Below are 18862 nucleotides of genomic sequence, written 5' to 3' on the forward strand. Positions count from 1 at the left end.
AAATAAGGGCGGCTTAGATTTTAGTTGCCCACATAAAAAAACAATAGCCTTCGAAAACGATAAAAATAAGTTTCTCACTGGAATTAAAACTGGCTTTAAGTTAGTAAGCGTAGAATTACTCAAATATGATTAAGTCCAAAATTAATGTATCCAAATTTAGATTAAAGATAAAAACGAAAGTATTTATTATCGTCATCTACGAAACAATATACAAAAAGGGGATGAAAAGTTGGGTGTAGAAGCCACTATTAAAGAAATTGCAGGTGAACTTGAGAGAATAGCGAATACTAAAACCGTAGTTGGAGACCCAATTACTGCTGCTGGGAAAACAATTATTCCTATTTCAAGGATTACAATGGGTTTTGGAGCAGGTGGGGGAGAAGGCAAGAAAGACACTGAGTCGGGATATGGCGGAGGTGGAGGGGCAGGCGCGAAGATAGAGCCTGTGGCATTTATTATGCTTTCTGAAGAAGAAGCTCGGATCTTCCGGCTCTCTGGACGAAGCGATGCCGGTTCAATCCTTAGCTCAATTCCTGATCTTGTGCCTGAGATTATGGACAAGCTCAAGGGCATGAGAGGTAAGAACAAAAAAGAAGAGGAATTGCAGGAACAGGAAGTTAAAGGAAGGGAAACTCCGGAAAAGGAAACTGTAGAAGGACCCGAAATCAAGGTCGAAGAAGAGGGATGTTTCCACTAAAGTTTCTACCGAATTTCCGGAACTAAAACCTATTTAAGGGACTTTCCAGGAAACGGAATTAAAAAATATGGGTTTTCAGGATAGTCAGGACTATCCTCTTCTCCCTAACCTGTTAATATGCTGGTAATCACTTTTCTTCTGCTGGTTTTTCTGTTGATTTTATTCATACTTTTTACAGCAATAGGTCTCACTTTCAAGCTTAATGTCCTGAGCCTGGAAGAAAAGAAAGAACTTAGAGGTATATTTACTGTAAAATGGCTGTTCTTTTCCCATACCTTTTCCATAGAGGAACCTGAGGAAAGCGAAAGTTTTCCTGAAGAACCGGATAAATCGAGAAAGGATAAAACAATAAATGAGAAGCAAAATGAGATTGATCTGAAGAAAACTGAAAATGTAGGAGTCACTACAGAAACACAGAATAAGACTGAAGGGAAGAACAAAAAAGAGATTGAAGAAAATGAAATCAAAGAAAAAAGAATGGAAGTGGATGAGAGTAAAGAAAAAAGAATAAAAGTGGATGAGAGTAAAAAAAATAGAATTGAAGTGGATAAGAGTAAAGAAAAAAGAATAGAAGAGAGTGAGGGCAAAGAAAAACTAATCGAAGGGGATAAGAAGAAAGAAAAATTGGGTCTAATTGCAAAGATAAGAGGAAATAAAGAGCCTGAGACTGAAGAAGCTCCAGAATCTGAAATGACTCCCAGAGAAATGCTTCACTGGGGGATGGAAGCATTCAAATCTCTCAGAAAACCTCTGTTTCGTCTATTTTCCGATTTGCTTAATGGAATAAAAATTAAACGTCTGGAATCTGACGTGACATTTGGCCTTTCCGATCCGGCAGACACGGGCATGCTCTGTGGACTTATACACGCTGTTGCGGGACTGGCCTATAGCCGATGCAGGCACTGTAGTTTTTCCATTAACCCTGTGTTCATGAATCCGATGGTGGATTTCAGAGGGAGTATGGATATTCGTGTAAGGATATATTCTCTGATTTTTCCAATGCTTAAATTCATGTTTAACAGGAAAACTTTATCTTTTACTTATTCGATTATTAAGGAAAAACTCTGGGGGAAACGGAAGTTTAGTTCCTGAGCTAACGGAAATCTAGTTCCTGAGCTAACGGAAGTCTAATCCTGAGCTAAAATAAATTCAATTCCTAAGCTTTATGAATAGGTAATGAGGTACAGATATACATGATTAAAGTAGTGACCCCATCCAGACTCCATCTTACCCTGATAGACCTCAATGCAGAGATAGGCAGGGTCGATGGGGGAGCGGGAATCACCCTGGAATATCCCGGCCTGGAAATTTCTGCGAGTAAAGCTGATAATATAGAGATCATCGGTAATTCTCTTCTAGCAGGCAAAATGCAAAAAGCTGTACAGGCCCTTCTTCCAACAGGAGAAGGAATAAAGCTGCATATTAAAGATAGTCTTCCTGATCATGTAGGACTCGGTTCCGGAACCCAGGCCTCACTGTCGGCAGCAGTAGCCGTAAACAGAACTTATGGACTGGGAAAAAGCGTTAGAGAACTTGCAGTCGCGGTCGGCAGGGGCGGCACATCCGGGATAGGGGTTGCTGCTTTTGAAAATGGTGGTTTTATCTTGGATGGGGGGCATAAGTTCAAGGATAAAGGTGCATTTTCTCCTTCTTCAGCCAGCCACGTACCTCCTGGTCCTGTCCTTTTCAGAAGAAACTTTCCTGACTGGTCTATTGTCCTTGCAATTCCTGAAGGTAAAGGGGCGCACGATGCGGAAGAAGTGGATATTTTCAAGAGGTATTGTCCAATTCCTCTCGCCGAAGTTCAGGAAATTTCCCATGTGATCCTCATGCAGATGCTTCCTGCACTTGTCGAGGAAGACTTGGAAACTTTCGGAAAAGCGATTAACCACATCCAAACTGTAGGTTTCAAGAAAAGGGAAGTCGGACTTCAGTCACAGACTGTCCTGGATATCATGAATTACATGCGTGACAACGGCGCGAGTGGCTCGGGCATCAGTTCTTTTGGGCCGGTAGTTTACGGAATTGTCGGAAGCGTCGAGGAAGGTAAAAGACTCCAGCAAGAAACCCAGCGCATGCTTGACGAGTCCCTTGGTGGGAGAGTCCTGCTCACAAAGGGAAGGAATCGGGGTGCTGACATCTCTGGAGGGCCAGATTGAAAATCAATACCTGGTTTGGAACTCTTGAAATCGACAGCACAGGAGAAATTCTGGAATCTCTATTTCTTTCAAAAGACATCCGGGAGCTTGCTCTCCATTCTCTTTCTTTGAGGGACAGCAAGTCGGATCTCCCTCCTGAAGGCTTTGACCTCAAAAATGCAGCTATAAAATCCGGGTTTGTAAACTCCCCTGCCGCGTATTACTCCCTTTTACACGAAGTTACTCTGGAGGCTGCAAAACTTCAGGTCTCAGGTGCTCTTACTCCTGACCAGCGAATTATTCAGGCTGTAGAGGCCCTGGATGATATAAATGAAACGACAAATGCTCTGTCGGAGAGGCTTTCTGAATGGTATGGTGGCTATTTCCCGGAAAGCGGGTTAGGCGGAGAAGATCTTGCACTTTTTATTGTAAAATACGGTTCCCGTGAAAATGTCGGTTCTGAAGACCCTCTTTATTCAAAAGCCAGAAATTCAATGGGTGCAAAACTTGAACCTGCAGATGAAATACTCCTTATAGGTTTTGCAGAAAACGTGTGCAGTCTCTATGAACGGCGTCGACAGATTGAGGCTTATATTGAGAACAGTATGGAACTGGTTGCACCTAACCTGAAACTTATTGCAGGCCCAATGCTTGGGGCAAGGTTAATAAGTCTTGCAGGAAGCCTCAAAAAACTTGCTGAGTTTCCCTCTAGCACCATTCAGGTTATAGGAGCCAGTAAGGCGCTTTTCAAGCATCTTAGAGCTCGGGCTCCATCTCCAAAACATGGGATCATTTACAGTCACCCTCTAATAAATACTGCGCCCTGGTGGGTAAGAGGAAAAGTAGCAAGAGCCGTTGCATCAAAACTTTCCCTTGCTGCGCGCATTGATTTTTATTCCGGAGAAATAGAGCCCTCTATTATGGAAAAACTTGAAGCGAAAGTCCTGCAGATCAGGACTTTGAATCCCAGGCCTCCTCAAAAAAGGCAGGAAAGTGGAGCAAAGCCAAAGAAAAGGAGGAGAAAGTAAATGCCTGAAATCAAAAGGTTGTCGAATGGGATCTTTGAAGTTATAAAAGACAAAAAACATCTTGCTACAAAGAACCTTGACTCTGGAAAAACCGTTTATGGAGAAAAACTAATTACGGTTGAAGGGGTTGAGTATAGGACATGGGACCCTCGCAGGAGCAAGCTTGGAGCCATGGTCCTGAAAAAATTTAACACTCCACTCAAGGAAGATTCAAAGGTGCTCTACCTTGGGGCGGCTTCAGGTACAACGGTCAGCCATGTCTCTGATATTGTTTCGGAAGGTGCAGTTTATGCCGTTGAATTTGCTCCAAGGAGCATGAGAGATCTTATAGGACTTGCATCAAGGAGGAAAAATATCCACCCGATCCTTGCTGATGCGGGAAAACCGGACAGTTATTCTCATCTCGTTGAACCTGTGGACCTTATTTTTCAGGATGTCGCACAGCCCAACCAGGCCGAGATTGCTGCAAGGAACGCAGTTCGTTTTTTAAAAAGGGATGGATATCTCCTGCTTTCCATTAAAGCACGGAGTATAGATACTGTAGCTAAACCAAAAGAAGTTTTTAAGGCAGAGGTGAAGAAACTCGAACAGGCTTTTGAGCCCAGGTTTGAGATTCTCAATGCAAAGGACCTGATGCCCTATCACGAAGACCATCTTGGAGTCCTGGCGAAGTTGAAGTAACACGTCCATTTTCCAGGTGTTTTCTGTTTTTTTCAGAAGAAACAGTAAAATATCATATTTCAGTGGACTCTTTTCAGTGGACTCTTTTAATCATTTAAAGAATTTCATGAGTAGATATTTTGCAGGCTCTATGTTAATAGATATGAGCCTCTAAAGGGGTTAAGCATTTTAAGAAGCATTGTAGGCTTTTACCTTTTGATGCTTACCAGTAATCTTTTTTTCGTTACGGGCACCAGCTTTTTCCACTCTACGACGGCATCTTCGTAGAACTCATATTCGTCTACAGTTTTATCCGATAATTTGCCATCCACTTCATATACATAAAATCCATCTTCTCCATCCGTAGAGACGACCTTGACTCTGTTCCCCATTTTCTTAACTTCTACTGCAGCCACGCTTTTCAGAGCCTCAAGCAGAGTAGTACCCTGTTCAACCTCAAGTCTCTTGTTTTCTGCAAAGTGGTCCAGAAATGAATATATATTGTTCAGTTTGATGCCTATCATATGAGTATTTCCGAACTTTTTTCTTTCTACAAGGTTGGCTTTTTCTAATATTTTTACATGTTTGGCCGCCACAGGCACAGAAATCCCTATTTTTCTTGCCAGGCCGGATATGTGCATATCTCCTTCACTCAGGTGTTCTAGAATTGAGAGGCGTGTGTCGCTTGAAATAGCTTTAAAAAGATTTTCTCTGCCGCCGTTCATTCCATAACTCTGCATAGCATTTACTACCATGATGAACTCTATTTTATCTCAAATACTTATAATTATTGCTTTTGTTAGAACAAGTAAAGTAAACTATCAGATCTTTTCATTGCCTTTTTTATATTTAATTTTAACAAATTTACTTTAATTACGGATTTTTCTTTTTCTTTTTTCTATGTCATTGCCTGGTAGCAAAGTAAATTTTTACATAATATTTGTTAAATTCTAACTCTAATTTAATATCAACGTCAACTGCCATCATTTAAAAAAAACTATTTTACTATTTTACTATCTTACAATTTTAACTTCTACACATAATCTAATTTTAACTTACTCAATTATTATTCATCCTCCCTAAGAAAACAGGGTGGATATAAACTTTTAGTCTAAAAAATGCACTCAATGAGCCATTGTTATCCAAAAAGATAACAATTATTACCCAAAAACCAGTTTTTATTTAATTTTACTATAGATGCTCAGAAGGTATTATGGATTCTGCGGCATTAACTGTGATTGGAATTTTGATAGGTATCCTTGTTTTTGGAATTAAATCTGGAATAGGATGCGGATTTTCAAACATAAGTACAAGAGAAATTTTTGCAGTTGGAGGTAGTTATTTTCTTCTGGCCCTTTTATTCGGAAGCATTACTGACCACACAAACTTGGACGCTTTTGAAAAGTTTTCTTCAATGGGCATGGGAATCCATGTATTTGTTTCCCTGCTTCTGATAGTAACCGGGATTTACACCCAGAAAAAATGGAATTTAGGAAAAGATGTTTCTAGGCACACTTTCCTTGCTATATCCATACCCTGCCCGGTTTGTCTGGCAGCTCTTGCAGTCTCCTGCATACTGCTTTCAGAAAGTCTTAACCTTCCCGGGATAAAAGTAGGGCTACTTGTTGGAGTTGCTTTTTTTATAGCAGTAGTGGCTTCTTCTTTTCTTTTCAGGTTTGGAAAGGTCCGGTTTGGAAAAACCCCTGAAACTATGGGCAGTGCAATGATGATGATAGGGATTTATTATCTCTTAGGAGCTCTGCTTATCCCTGCTTATATACAAACAAAAAAGATGAACCTTGTTTCAACCGGAGGAGGAGAAACAGGAATTATGCCTCTTATGGCTTTTGGAGTTATTATCCTTGCAGGTTTTTTCCTGGAACGTATAAGGAGGCATGATCTTTGAGCCTTATGAATTTATTATCCAATATGATGAATGTCTTCTCAACGGCTTTGTTAATTCCTGTAATGTTTCTTCTCACTATTCTCGTATTTGTTTCCTTGATTCAATTAGGAGAATTCCTTTCCGAATATACAAAAAGGCGTAGAGACTGGAATAATCTGGAAACTAACTGCAAAAAAATTGAGTGCGAGCTTCAGAATTCAGATTTTTCGGAAGCATCCAGGGCTCTTGAAAACATCAAACAAAATTACATGGTCACTTCTTTTGCGCGAGATGCTGCAAAATACCTGAAAGAGCGACATTTTCTTGCTATTGAAAGGCTTTCGCAGGAATATGAAATCAAGATGGCAAAGCGTCTTGAACATACAAAGATAACCTCGACTATCGGTCCCATGCTTGGCCTTATGGGGACGCTTATTCCATTAGGTCCTGCTCTGATAGGGCTTTCGAAAGGAGAACTCGAAACTCTTGCGCAAAACCTGATGATTGCCTTTGCAACAACGGTTGTAGGGCTTTTTGCGGCTGGAATAGGCTACGTACTTACACAGGTCAGACGGCGCTGGTACTGGGAAGATATGTCGGATATCGATTATATCCTGGATACAATTGAGGAAAAGAACTGAAGCTTAGTATCTCTTAGTAATGAGGAAGAAATCATGCGAAAATCCAGAAGATACAGGCGGGCAGGGCTTTTAAAAGACGAAGATGAGCAAAACCCGATGGTCAACGTTGCAAATGTTTTTGATGTTGCAATGGTCTTTTCCGTAGCTTTGTTGGTTGCGCTTGTTATGTCATATCACCTCCCTGAACTTCTAAGCTCCAGTGAGGATTTCACTATTGTCAAAAATCCAGGAGCTCAAGATATGAAGATCGTCATCAAAGAAGAAGGTAAACCCATTGAAGTAATGAACATGACCGATAACATAGGAGGGGGAACTGGAGAAGCTCTTGGAACGGCTTACAGGCTCGCCGACGGCAAGGTAATCTACGTACCTGATAGTAATGGTACATCTTCTTCATCAGGTGCATCTACATCATCAGGTACTTCTTCGTCGGGTACGTCTGCATCATCCCGTACAATTAAAGTATCTACTTCACAGTAATAATTTCAATAAAATAAATATTGAGCTTGTTTCAAAATCCTGACTATTCAGATTTTTGACCAAAAACTGGTATTTCATTTAGCTCTATTGATTCTGGTTTTATACTCCAATGAATTGTTTCGGAGGGATTGGAGATAGTTTTGAAACAAGCTCGTTTATTTTTTAAATATAATAAACAATAAGCATTGCGTTTTTTCTTCATACTTATTGTCAAAGTATTAACTTTAATACCTAATGAAAAATAATAAAAACTTAATGAAAAATTAGAAAAACAAATAAGAAAAACAGAAACAAAGTTTACTCTTTCCGTGTCCAGACGCGGCATGTAAATTTTATGATGTTTACGGACAAAGAAGTATTGAGCAAATGGCACATACAAATATATTTGCTTTCTGCTAAGAGTTATTAGCTCTCCCGATAAGGATATTCTTTAATAGTAGGGGATTAAACTTATAGCCATGACAGTTCTGGGCATAGTTGGCTGCAGAATATTTGAGGATGAAATTACCCATGTGCTTGCAAACGATTCTTATATAGACAGGATATACATCATAGAAAACGAAGAAAACAAAGGTCTTCTGCACAAACTTGAAGCTGAAGGATGTAAACCAGTGTTCCTTCCCTTTTACAAAATCAAAGCAGACCTGAGATGTAGTAATAAATTTAGCGTTATTGTCCAGCTTCAGGGGATGGGGCTTCATGTAGATCCTGCCCGGCTTAAAAATGAAACGTATACAAACGTTGATATTATGTCCAGAAGTGTGGACGGAATTCTACTTTTTTACGGCTCCTGCGGGCAGGCACTTTCCAGGATACAAAGAAATTTTGCTCATACGAGATGCCCTATAAAATCGCTGCAGGACAGGGACACAGATGAATCAATGAAACCCATTGAAGACTGCATTGCAGCAGCTCTCGGAGGTAACTCTCATTATCAGGAAATCCTGAAAAGTCACAGTGATACCTTTTTTTTAACTCCTATGTGGGCTGTAAACTGGAAGACCGCATTCAGAGTTGGTGATAAATTACTTCTGGGCTTTGAATTTTCTCCTGAATATCTTAGAGAACTTGGTTACCGAAAAGTTGCCCGGGTTAACACAAAACTGTCTTATGAATCGGATTTTGAAAAAAAAGTTGAAGAATTTGCACATGACTTCGGTTTCGAGGTCATAGAACTGGAAGGAAACACTGAAATAGCGCAAAAATCGTATAACCATATGCGAAACATGCTTCTCAGGCCGCTTAAGGTCTGAATATATTGTTTATCTTGAAGGCATTTTCAAGTTATTGAAATATTCCCGTTATTGTGTTAATTTCAAGGTGACCAGCTTTAATTTAAAAACTATATGAAATTCTTCGTATTTTCCCAACGGTAGAACTTTTTTCGTCTTCAGTTACAGGACTATTTTTCAAGAAGAATATCACATCTCCAAAATATTAAAAAGCCGTCATTTTTTTAGCTTATATATTTTCAGCTTACATATTTTTTAGGTTACATGATAGTTATTGGGTGACTCTTTAACTTGTGTAAAATCAGCCTATTGATGTTAATTTCAATATAATTGATAAGTGCAAGTATCAAACATTGAAAAGAGGAATCAATTCCCTCCAATTAAAGAAAATCAATTTAAAAACATTTCTCCATTGAATTTTAAGACATGTTTATAGCCGAAAGTTAAGGGTCGAATTCGTCTTTTAGGTACTTGAGATACTTAACTATAAAAATACGACAAAATAAAAAATTGAGTAGATATTTTAAGACAAATTACTCCCGGAAGACTGCAGTTTTAAGGAGGATATAAAATGGCAAATTACTCCTGGACTGCAGTTTAGAGAGACTAAAAATAGCAAATTACTCCCGGAAGACTGCAGCTTTAAGGAGGATATAAAATGGCAAATTACTCCTGGAAAACCACAGATTTACGGAGGTTTATAATGGCGTTTCATAAGACAAATCAAGTAAATCTGATTTGTCTATTAATAAAATTACATCTATATATATAAACATTTCGTAGTTCTATGACATTACCACATTTAATAAAAAAGAACAATACAAGTTAAAGTGAAAAAAGATATTATATAAAAATATTAATATAATACAAAAAAGAAAAGATGCTTAGAAAATAAGCAATTTCATTTATTGCAAAGTTATCCAATATGTTCAATTATGATAATTTTATAAGAGTTTCGCTGATTTATGGGCGGAAGAATAATGTCTCTTCGCTATTTTGAGTGGGTAATTTACATTTAAGTTCTAAATCTGACCTAACACATATACATGTGAAAAGATTCTCGTATAAATCACATTCAATATAGAGGATTATCTGGTTTATGTAGTTGTTTTTCAACTGAAAAAGTATCTTCAACCCTACAAAATAGAGAGAAATCATAGTATATTACGTAAAAACACCATCGAATCCGTTTTTACCCAAATAACTAACAATTATTAGCCAAAAACTGTGTTTTATGTATCTTATTCCCTAATGCTCCGAGTGTTGAATCTATCGTACAGAGTGGCTACTCATTGGATTTAGGAAGTTCTGTATTTTAATTACGTGTTAAAATCAAGAGCTTCCGGGTTCATTTTTGATGTCTAATAGCAGTTTCTGTATCATTTTTCAGATTCATACTCTTTGATAATAAAATCACTCTGTGGGCCAAGCATCCTGATTATTTTTCTCACTGGGTGCTCCAGGGTTCATGATACATTGTTCTGGGGATAAGATGCGTACGGCACAAGGTAGATTATTGGTTTTATGTGCAGTGGTCCTTTTACTGCTAGCACAGAACGTATCGGCTGATGAAAACCATGTAAATATTACTTTTATCTGTTATGATGGGAGTGCCCTTGCTGCAGCAGAGCAGTCCAATCCATATAATGCAAGTATAAATGTAACATATATTTCGGGGTATTCCGATTTTAGCAATGTCACTTTTGAAAACCAGGATGTAATATTTACTTATATGCTCTGGTCGCAGTTCAAAGATATCGGAGACGACCTTGAAAGTGCTCACGAAAACGGGACTGCACTCATAGATATTACTTCTGCAATAGATACAACATACATTAATACCTCAAGTTACGATAAGATTTTTTCCGGGACTACCCCCTATAATTCTACTGAAGAAAAATTCTTCTATAATATGGGTTCTAGAGGAGTTCTGAAGAAAAACACTGAGAACTTCCTTATATATCTCGCAAAAACTTATGGAGATAAACCCGAGCTTACGAAAGACTGGGTTTATGAAGATCCTATAGAATTCCCTGAAGCAGCTATTTATCATCCGGATGCTCGTTCTTCTACTAACGAATCTCAGCCAGACTGGTTTGAAAATACTACTGATTACCTTGAATGGTACTCTAACTCAACTAACTCAAATTCAACTAACTCAAATGAATCACGGCATATTTACGACAAGAGCAGACCCACTATAGGGATATGGTTCCATGCTTCCGATTATACCGGTGACAACCTTGAAGTCATAGATGCTCTTATCCGTGATCTGGAAGGAAAAGGATGCAACGTTATTGCAGGTTTTGATACTTTTAACGATATTCATAAGTTTTACTTTGACGAAAATGGAGAATCTCTTGTCCAGTGCGTAATTTCTCTTAAGAGTTTCCGTTTGAATTATGATGATCCTGATAAAGGTGTACAGGAGCTTGAAGACCTTGACGTTCCTGTCCTCACGGGATTGGTTGTTACAAATCCTGCTAATTCGACTGACATAGCTGATAGTAATAGAGGTATCCCCAGTGAAGAGGTTGTATACAAAACTCTGCTCCCGAGCATTGATGGGATTTTCGAGTACATTGTAATAGGAATTGATAATTATGATTCCGCAACAGGTGAAAGCAACTATGAACCTCTGCCTTCTCAGATTGACTGGATGGTAAATAGGTCGATTAATTGGGCAAACCTGAAGTTAGAGGAAAACGAAGACAAGAAAGTAGCTGTGATTTACTATAATTATCCTTCAGGAAAGGATAATATTGTAGCAAATTATCTCAACTCCACCCAGAGCATGTTTGAACTTCTTAATGCAATGAATAAAAGTGGCTATGAGGTCTCCGGAATCCCGGAAAACAGTAGTAAGCTCATGGAGATGCTTCAAGCACAGGGCATCAATGTTGGTTCCTGGGCTCCTGGAGTTCTGAATGGAATGGTGGAAAACAGGACTGAGTGGGGCCTTCAACTCATACCTATGGATACCTATAAAGAGTGGTTTGAGTCTGAAATTCCCGAAAATCTGAGAGCCAATGTAACAGCTGAATGGGGAGAACCCTGGTCCGAAGATCTGCCTCAAAATAAGAGTGTTATGATCTATGAGAATGAAACCGGTAAATACATTGTAATTCCAACGGTGCGTTTCGGAAATGTCTGGCTCATGCCTCAGCCTGCCAGAGGTACAGGACAAAATAATGACACCCTTTACCACAGCAACGTTGTACCTCCCACACATCAGTACATAGCTTTCTATCTCTGGCTAAACCATGAATTCCAGCCTGATGCTCTTATTCATATGGGCACTCACGGTACGCACGAATGGCTCCCGGGCCCCACTTACGGCATGAACCGGACTTCAGACTGGTCTCCTCTCCTGCTGCAGGATATTCCGAATATCTATCCCTATATTGTTGCCAACGTGGGAGAAGGAATAACTGCGGAGTACAGGGGTAATGCTCTAATTATTGACCATTTGACTCCAACCCTTGAACGCGGTGGGCTTTATGGAGATTTGCTAAACCTTTCAACTGATGTGGAGGAGTATTATGACCCCGGGATTTCTTCTCAGACAAGAGCAGGATATCAGAAGGCCATAGTAAATGAGATAATATCACTCAACCTCAGTGTTGATCTGGGAATAGAAAATGTAACCGCTCTTCAAGACTACAATGAAACGGAGTTTGGAAATTTCATTAAAAACACTCTTCATGAATACCTGGAAGACGTAGGAAATGAAAATATCCCATACGGTATGCATATCCTCAGCCATGTTCCTACAACGAATATGACATATCCTGAAAGTGATGAACTTACCGGAATGGTAAGGGCTATGCTTGGAGGAAGCTTTGAGGATAATATCACTGCTGCTTTCTACCCTGAATCTTCGTATCCTCTCGGAATTCCGTTAAACGATACAAAAGTTACCAAACTTGTCTGGGAAGTTGTAACCAATAATACAAGCGTTTCTCAGGCGCAGACTGCAGTTTATGGGAAAACTAACAGCACAGTTGCACTTGATCTTGAACAGGGGCTGGATTATAAAGACAGGCTTCTTAACTGCGATGTGGAGATTGACAGAATTCTTTCAGCTCTGAACGGAGGATTTATTCCACCAGGCTCAGGGCTGGACCCTATAATGAATCCAGATGCAGTACCTACAGGGCGCAACTATTACAGCATAAATTCGAAGCTCTATCCTTCAGAAGCAACCTGGGAAGTTGGAAAGTCTCTTGCAATCCAGATGCTTGAGGACTATTACAATGAACACGGGGAATACCCTAAAAAAGTTTCATTCTCAAGGTTCGGGGTGGAGTTTATTGCGGACCACGGGACTCTGGAAGCCGAAGTGCTCTACCTGCTTGGAGTAAAACCTGTATGGGACGAGTACGGGTATGTAACCGGAGTTGAAGCTATCCCTGAAGATGAACTATTGCCAAATTATGATACTTCAAAGCCTGGAAGGCCGCGTATTGATATCGTCTATACTACCGCAGGTATGAGGGATGCTTTCCCGGATAAGATCAAAATGATAGACAGTGCTGTGAAGCTTGCAAGCTCTCTTCCTGGCGTAAACTATCAAAACTATGTAAATCAGAGCTCTCTTACACTCTACGATTCCCTAATATCTGAAGGGTATGACAACGAGACTGCAACAAAACTCTCTACAATGCGCTGCTTTGCAGTAATGGACGGTACTTATGATATAGGGGTCTCAGATGCTATCAGTGCAAGCGGGTCATGGGATAATGAAGAAGATATTGCAAACGTATACCTGGACAAGATGGGATACGCTTACGGAGAAGATTTCTGGGGAATACAGTCCAGAGCACTCCTCGAAGGCAACCTGAAAAACGTTGAAGCGTCAGTACATTCGTCCTCTTCAAATCTTTATGACTCCCTTGATAACGATGACCTTTTCCAGTACTTCGGCGGCATGAACCTGGCAACTAGGTATCTTAGCGGCAATACTCCGGAGATGTATATTTCGGACACAAGTAACTCGGATGGGGCTCAGATGTTGGGAATGCAAGAGTATCTCAGCAAGGACTTGCGGGCCAGATATTTCAACGACAAATGGATTGAAGGAATGAAAAACTCCGGATACTCAGGCGGCAGCATGATGTCCGAATTTGTGGACAACCTCTTTGGATGGGAGGTAAGTGACCCTGACCTTGTGGACGATACAGTCTGGCAAGAAGTGTATGAAACCTATGTAAATGATCCTTCTATGAAAGAATGGTTCAAGCAGAATAATCCCAGTGCTTACCAGTCTGTAACAGCGAGAATGCTTGAGGCAGTCAGGCACGATTACTGGGCACCCTCAGATGATGTTATCGAAAGCCTTGCAAAGGAATATGAGGAGTCTGTGGCCGAGAATGGGGCTTCGTGTTGTCACCATACCTGTGGAAATCCCCTGCTTCATGAGTTTGTAAGTGGAAAGGTATCTGTTCCGGGCTACTCCGAGCAAATAGAAGCTGCAACTAAAGCCGAAACTCTGGAGACCACAGAAGAGACCCAGAGTAGTAGCAGTGGTAGTCATCACGATCATAATACTGGAAACGCTACCGTAGTACCAAAAGCCAGTTCATCCAGTAACCAGACGTCTCAAGAGTCGGACGGAGGATATGGTACAGATACTTCTGAACCTGATCCTGGAGTTCAGAAATCCTCAGATACTGATTATGTTGAAGGGTATGAGATGCAGAAAGATTCTGCTGAAGAACCTGAGAATAGTGGTTTCTCATTTTCAGGATCTGATGTTATCGGAATTCTCTTTGTAGTGGTAGTCGCGGGTGGAATTTACCTGGGTATGAGAAAGAGATAAACACAGAAGTATGGAATGAAATAAACAGAAAAATGAAATGAAATTCAAAAAGGGTTAAACCCTTTTTCTTTTTTCTTAAAAAAGACTCTTTATTTTTGATTTTTGCTATTATTGATTTTCAGCACTAATTTTGTTCTTTTTCAGTCCGCTGCTCCCTCGTCTTTTTCTTCAGTCTCTTTTATGTAGGGCTTAATATCCAGCACGGGTGTCCCATTAATTGCATCAAGCCCTTTTACATGGAGCACATTACCCTCCACTTTCAAAAGCTCTACAATGGTAAGTCCTATCCCATTAGGGCGATAAGGGCTCCGGCTGGCAAAGACTCCGGAGATTTCTCCGTCGTAATGGCGGCGGTGGATGAGTTTATATCCTTTAGATTTGTTGAAGTAAAACAGGATGTACAGTTTTTCAAAATCTTCGATTCTGTAAAGCCCATCGGTAAACTCTTTCTTGAGGACTATCTTTGAGACTTTACTGTACACCTCTTCATTGTATACTGGTTCAAGGTAGTCGTTTTCGATGTAGCCTACAGGAACCATTTCAATTCCTTCGGAAGCCTCAGGAATTTCATTCATCTTTTGCCTCAAAACATGGAATACAAACTATTTTTCCATTTTTAACCCTGCCCATAGGTTCCATGAAACCTTCTCCGCATTTGCTGCAGACCAGGGTGGGGTGAATTATGGCTTTTTCCGGTGGTTCGGCTTCAACTTCCCTAACCCAGAAAAGCTCTTCTTCGGGCATTTCCAGTATTCTCTGGCTTTTTGCGTCATGAGATGCACGAAACTCTCTTTCCTCTTCGGGGCTTGCAGTGCCTGCTCTCAATTTTGCGAAGAGTGTGGTGTGCCTTTCGTCCGGGGGGAGGGCATTGGGTTTCAGGGAAATTCTCAGAGCTTTATTATCGCCTCTTTTGAAGTACGTGTAAACATGTTTTCCGTGATCCTTGAAAATTAGATTCCCTTTCCCAAAGGTGCACCCGTTTATTGCCTGAATGGCATCCACAGCGCATGACCGGTTTTCTACAATTGCGACCAGTTCTTCATCTTTGCTGCGGTCTTTGAAGTGATTGGCTGCAAGTGTTGCTACTCTGTAGCCAATGGAAAGTCCGGGACAGACATGCCCATGAAACTGTACTGCAGTATCGAAATCCAACTTTTTGACTCCTGATGTTTTTAGCTCTTAGTTTTACTGATTTCCACGTTAGACTGTCATGATAAAAATGATTAACCCACATTCTGCAGTATTTTTCGAAAATCAATATCTTTTCCTGATAAAGTTTTTGAAATAGATCTAATTAACTTAAACTCTTAATGGCATTTAGTGAATATTGAATGGTATCGTTTTTTGTCTCTAAACACACCATGTAGTCGCTTTGCCTTTGGCATAATAGTTCAATAGATCCTCATTTGATTGAAAATCGATAGCAGGAAAATTATGAACTATGAAGTTTTACTGCGGAAACTGGATTTACTTTGACGAAATAATTTCATATTATTTAGGTATTATTTATAGGTTTTTTGTTTGATTAATATTATAAAAGGTATCTCGTAATAAGAACAGGCTTGCTTTCGAGTAAGAACTAATGTAACTATTCAGCCTATCTAAACATGTCTGATGATATTGATTCTAGTGATAACGAGAAATCTAAAAAATAATATATAACAAATGAAGAAACACAGTCAATAGCTAACAATTAAAAAAAATCAATTTACGCAAATTTGTCTGTTGAATCGTAGTATAAATTACTAATGATACTGTTTTATATAGGCTGAATAAGTACAAAATAAGAATATTCACTCTGTACTGTTCTGAGTTTTTACTCTTGAAAAGGCATAAATACCGAACTTGAATTTGAATATTTTATATTTGTTAGTGTCTGAACGGAAAATACAGATCGGGTTTGAGATCACTAATTATCATTTATAAGCAGGACTCCGCTCACTTTATATAATATGAATTGAGAGTAATCAACCTCATCCAGAGAATATTATGAAAAATGTTTGATAAAATCCTATTCTATGTAAAAACTCCAAAAATAATTATTGGAATAATTATTATAATTGGGAGCCCTATTTGCCACCTCTGATAGGCTCCCAATTGCGTGATTCAACCCCTACGATTAAGAGAAAAACCCCTTAACTTTTAATCGTTGACTTTCCCTTTATGTTATAGAGGTATATAACCTATACGACTTTAAAATTTGCGCCACATTAAATTATTTAGCCACAGCAAAATCACAATCGTGAGGCTTAATAGCTGACCGTATCACTAAATATATTTTTTATATGTTAAAGTTTTACAAAAAGCGATGAAATTGCTTGAAAAGCAAAAAAAAATGTTATCTTTTTTTATCTGCTTAATAACTTATATTAAATGTATATAAAATTCAATTTTCAGGTGAAAATAGATACAAAGTCTGGTTATAGAAACTAATTCATAATATATATATTTTAGAAATTAATATTCAATATAATCTTTTTCTTGTTTTATCCCAAAATCCTTTCACTTTTTTAATTTTTATATTATAGTTGTGTATCTTATACAAGTGACCTATTATTTTACTTCAACTTCGAATTTGTTTCATTTTACATAATCATTCCACAATACCAAAATGAAATTGAAATTTACTCTATTGGTCATCGGTTAAGGAATTTTCTTGCCTAAAAGCTATCGATTTTGCATTAGAAGCCAGCTTAACTTTTAGCCTATTTACATGAAATGGATACCAAGTTCCAGCTCAGAATTTATTAAAATCTTTGAAAAATATTGAGGAAATCGACGCAATTTATCACGATTCCTTACTTAACCGAAGACGCATGAAATTTACTCAACATTTAACTTTTTGCGTCGCTTGCTGTTGTATTGTGTATTGAACTTCCAAATGGTCTTGAGTCTGCGAAATAATTTCAGGATACAACGGTTTTGGGATCCGTTCAAAGATATAAAGCCTGATGTTTGGGTAAATATTAACTTTCTTAAAAATTCGTCACACTCTTTTCTAAAATTAAAAAAATTCTCAGAATTTTTCATTGCTCTGAGAAAAATTGAGAGTTCCAGGTAATCCCAGATTAAATTTATATTTTTCAGGACTTGAAGCCTCAAGAATCTGATGCTTTATATAGTACAGTGCGTTCAGAATATTACCACTGTCTTCAGAATTCATATCTCCGGAATAGGGATGGATATTTTCTTCAAGGGCATCCAGAAGCCCTGGATCAATGTCGTTTATGAAGTAAGTATCCAGAACCAGAAGGTTTGAAATCTGCTCGTAGAATGACGTAAGTTCCCGAAGCCAGTTCGGCACTCCGTAATCTCTTGCATACTTTTCCCTGTTCAGAAACGCAAGGTAACCAGAGATAGTAGTTATAAGATCTTCAGTTAACATGTTGTCAGGAAACACGATTGGAAAATGTTTCATCGCTACAGGAGCTACATAACTCGGGTATATCATTTCAGACTTACAGACTGAAGGAAAGAGCCTGGCAATCGAACTGTTAAGCACTGCCGTAATATAGGCATACCTTTCTGGATCCTTGAGAACAATGCCACATCCGTTCTCAAATACATGGTTTCCTTCAGCATCATATGCAGCCTGCAGATGATAGCCTTCGGTAGCAATAATCTTAGGAGTATTAAAGTACTCCAGAAATCTTCTGCCTTTTATACTGTAGTCTGAAGATTTAAGGGGAGAGGTATCATGGAGGAACTTTCTTTTGAATTCCAGAATTCTCCCGTAAGCCATAGGGAATCTTGTCTTGAGTTCTTCTGGGGGAATTACGTTGTATTCGTTCTTTTTTCCCACTGTGGACAATTCATAAGGCAGCATGAAACGATAAGGTGATGGGCGAAATGCAAATTTTTCGGAAAAGGCTCCTGATACATACGGATAAACAATTTCAGGTTCTATAAATACAGGTTTGCATAAGCCTTCGCAAAGATAATATGAGTCGGAACCGCCCTCTTCAGGAAGGTAAAGCCTGTGAAGCAGGCTGTTTTTTGTATTTATACCCTCTAAGATGTTCTCGGAGATATCTCCAAGTGTAACCGGGATTTCACAAATCTTTTCTACGATTTTGCTTTGTTTAACAAACATCTATTTTCCACTTCTGTAGATTTACATTGTGAAATATATTCTTATGCACTTTTTATTTTTCAGGCCACACTTATCTGGATAGAGTCTATCAGTTGCATGATCATTCCTTAATTTGTTTAACTCTTTGGAGATCTTTGGATGTTATCTAATGGTTATTTATTGATAAATTTTTAATATGTTTTATTTT

Annotated in this window: 14 protein-coding genes; 10 read left to right on the forward strand and 4 right to left on the reverse strand. The window is 38.9% G+C overall.

Going from position 1 to position 18862, the window contains the following annotated elements; translation table 11 throughout:
• The first annotated feature begins 229 nt into the window (after positions 1–229).
• The 5 genes from MSBRM_RS02695 (at position 230) to MSBRM_RS02715 (ending at position 4544) form a co-directional block, all read left to right on the forward strand.
• The gene (locus tag MSBRM_RS02695; RefSeq protein WP_048120037.1) at positions 230–697 is read left to right on the forward strand and encodes a GerW family sporulation protein; all 468 of its coding nucleotides are present in this window, start codon (positions 230–232) and stop codon (positions 695–697) included.
• Positions 698–850: 153 nt separating this feature from the next.
• Complete coding sequence (locus MSBRM_RS02700) at positions 851–1789, forward strand: DUF2953 domain-containing protein (RefSeq protein ID WP_230628798.1); 939 nt, start codon at positions 851–853, stop codon at positions 1787–1789.
• 101 nt (positions 1790–1890) lie between these two features.
• The gene (locus tag MSBRM_RS02705) at positions 1891–2856 is read left to right on the forward strand and encodes a beta-ribofuranosylaminobenzene 5'-phosphate synthase (RefSeq protein WP_048120034.1); all 966 of its coding nucleotides are present in this window, start codon (positions 1891–1893) and stop codon (positions 2854–2856) included.
• Positions 2853–3863 carry an NOP5/NOP56 family protein gene (locus MSBRM_RS02710; protein WP_048154453.1) on the forward strand — a complete coding sequence of 337 codons (1011 nt, stop codon included), beginning with the start codon at positions 2853–2855 and terminating at the stop codon, positions 3861–3863. The genes MSBRM_RS02705 and MSBRM_RS02710 overlap by 4 nt, the downstream gene beginning before the upstream one ends.
• Positions 3864–4544, forward strand: a complete 681-nt coding sequence (locus MSBRM_RS02715; protein WP_048120030.1) for a fibrillarin-like rRNA/tRNA 2'-O-methyltransferase — start codon at positions 3864–3866, stop codon at positions 4542–4544.
• A gap of 188 nt (positions 4545–4732) precedes the next feature.
• Here MSBRM_RS02715 and MSBRM_RS02720 read toward each other — a convergent pair whose 3' ends face one another.
• Positions 4733–5278, reverse strand: a complete 546-nt coding sequence (locus MSBRM_RS02720; protein ID WP_048120028.1) for an ArsR family transcriptional regulator — start codon at positions 5276–5278, stop codon at positions 4733–4735.
• Between the two features lie 458 nt (positions 5279–5736).
• Between MSBRM_RS02720 and MSBRM_RS02725 the strand changes: the two genes are divergently transcribed.
• From MSBRM_RS02725 to MSBRM_RS02745, 5 genes are all read left to right on the forward strand, one after another.
• The gene (locus tag MSBRM_RS02725; protein WP_048120026.1) at positions 5737–6429 is read left to right on the forward strand and encodes a DUF2162 domain-containing protein; all 693 of its coding nucleotides are present in this window, start codon (positions 5737–5739) and stop codon (positions 6427–6429) included.
• Positions 6426–7049, forward strand: coding sequence for a MotA/TolQ/ExbB proton channel family protein (locus tag MSBRM_RS02730; protein WP_048120025.1), 624 nt, complete (start codon positions 6426–6428; stop codon positions 7047–7049). The genes MSBRM_RS02725 and MSBRM_RS02730 overlap by 4 nt, the downstream gene beginning before the upstream one ends.
• Positions 7050–7082: 33 nt before the next feature.
• Entirely contained in the window at positions 7083–7529 is a 447-nt protein-coding gene (locus MSBRM_RS02735) for a DUF2149 domain-containing protein (protein ID WP_048120023.1), read from the forward strand.
• Between the two features lie 458 nt (positions 7530–7987).
• Entirely contained in the window at positions 7988–8782 is a 795-nt protein-coding gene (locus MSBRM_RS02740; RefSeq protein ID WP_048120021.1) for a DUF1638 domain-containing protein, read from the forward strand.
• A gap of 1471 nt (positions 8783–10253) precedes the next feature.
• Positions 10254–14582 carry a cobaltochelatase subunit CobN gene (locus MSBRM_RS02745; RefSeq protein WP_048120019.1) on the forward strand — a complete coding sequence of 1443 codons (4329 nt, stop codon included), beginning with the start codon at positions 10254–10256 and terminating at the stop codon, positions 14580–14582.
• Positions 14583–14722: 140 nt separating this feature from the next.
• Here MSBRM_RS02745 and tsaA read toward each other — a convergent pair whose 3' ends face one another.
• The 3 genes from tsaA to MSBRM_RS02760 form a co-directional block, all read right to left on the reverse strand.
• A complete protein-coding gene (gene tsaA, locus MSBRM_RS02750; RefSeq protein WP_048120017.1) occupies positions 14723–15157 on the reverse strand; it encodes a tRNA (N6-threonylcarbamoyladenosine(37)-N6)-methyltransferase TrmO in 435 nt (144 codons plus the stop codon).
• A complete protein-coding gene (locus MSBRM_RS02755; protein ID WP_048120015.1) occupies positions 15150–15734 on the reverse strand; it encodes an FmdE family protein in 585 nt (194 codons plus the stop codon). The genes tsaA and MSBRM_RS02755 overlap by 8 nt, the downstream gene beginning before the upstream one ends.
• 1864 nt (positions 15735–17598) lie before the next feature.
• Positions 17599–18675, reverse strand: a complete 1077-nt coding sequence (locus MSBRM_RS02760; RefSeq protein WP_048120013.1) for a hypothetical protein — start codon at positions 18673–18675, stop codon at positions 17599–17601.
• Between the last annotated feature and the right edge of the window lie 187 nt (positions 18676–18862).

It is taken from the genome of Methanosarcina barkeri MS, assembly GCF_000970025.1.
In the GTDB taxonomy this organism is placed as follows: domain Archaea; phylum Halobacteriota; class Methanosarcinia; order Methanosarcinales; family Methanosarcinaceae; genus Methanosarcina; species Methanosarcina barkeri.

What these genes read in the sequence shown, in the direction of transcription:
- MSBRM_RS02705 (WP_048120034.1), top strand. Translation starts at nt 1,891, where the DNA reads ATGATTAAAGTAGTGACCCCATCCAGACTCCATCTTACCCTGATAGAC.
- MSBRM_RS02715 (WP_048120030.1), top strand. Translation starts at nt 3,864, where the DNA reads ATGCCTGAAATCAAAAGGTTGTCGAATGGGATCTTTGAAGTTATAAAA.
- MSBRM_RS02720 (WP_048120028.1), bottom strand. Translation starts at nt 5,278, where the DNA reads ATGGTAGTAAATGCTATGCAGAGTTATGGAATGAACGGCGGCAGAGAA.
- MSBRM_RS02725 (WP_048120026.1), top strand. Translation starts at nt 5,737, where the DNA reads ATGGATTCTGCGGCATTAACTGTGATTGGAATTTTGATAGGTATCCTT.
- MSBRM_RS02735 (WP_048120023.1), top strand. Translation starts at nt 7,083, where the DNA reads ATGCGAAAATCCAGAAGATACAGGCGGGCAGGGCTTTTAAAAGACGAA.
- MSBRM_RS02740 (WP_048120021.1), top strand. Translation starts at nt 7,988, where the DNA reads ATGACAGTTCTGGGCATAGTTGGCTGCAGAATATTTGAGGATGAAATT.
- MSBRM_RS02745 (WP_048120019.1), top strand. Translation starts at nt 10,254, where the DNA reads ATGCGTACGGCACAAGGTAGATTATTGGTTTTATGTGCAGTGGTCCTT.
- tsaA (WP_048120017.1), bottom strand. Translation starts at nt 15,157, where the DNA reads ATGAATGAAATTCCTGAGGCTTCCGAAGGAATTGAAATGGTTCCTGTA.
- MSBRM_RS02760 (WP_048120013.1), bottom strand. Translation starts at nt 18,675, where the DNA reads ATGTTTGTTAAACAAAGCAAAATCGTAGAAAAGATTTGTGAAATCCCG.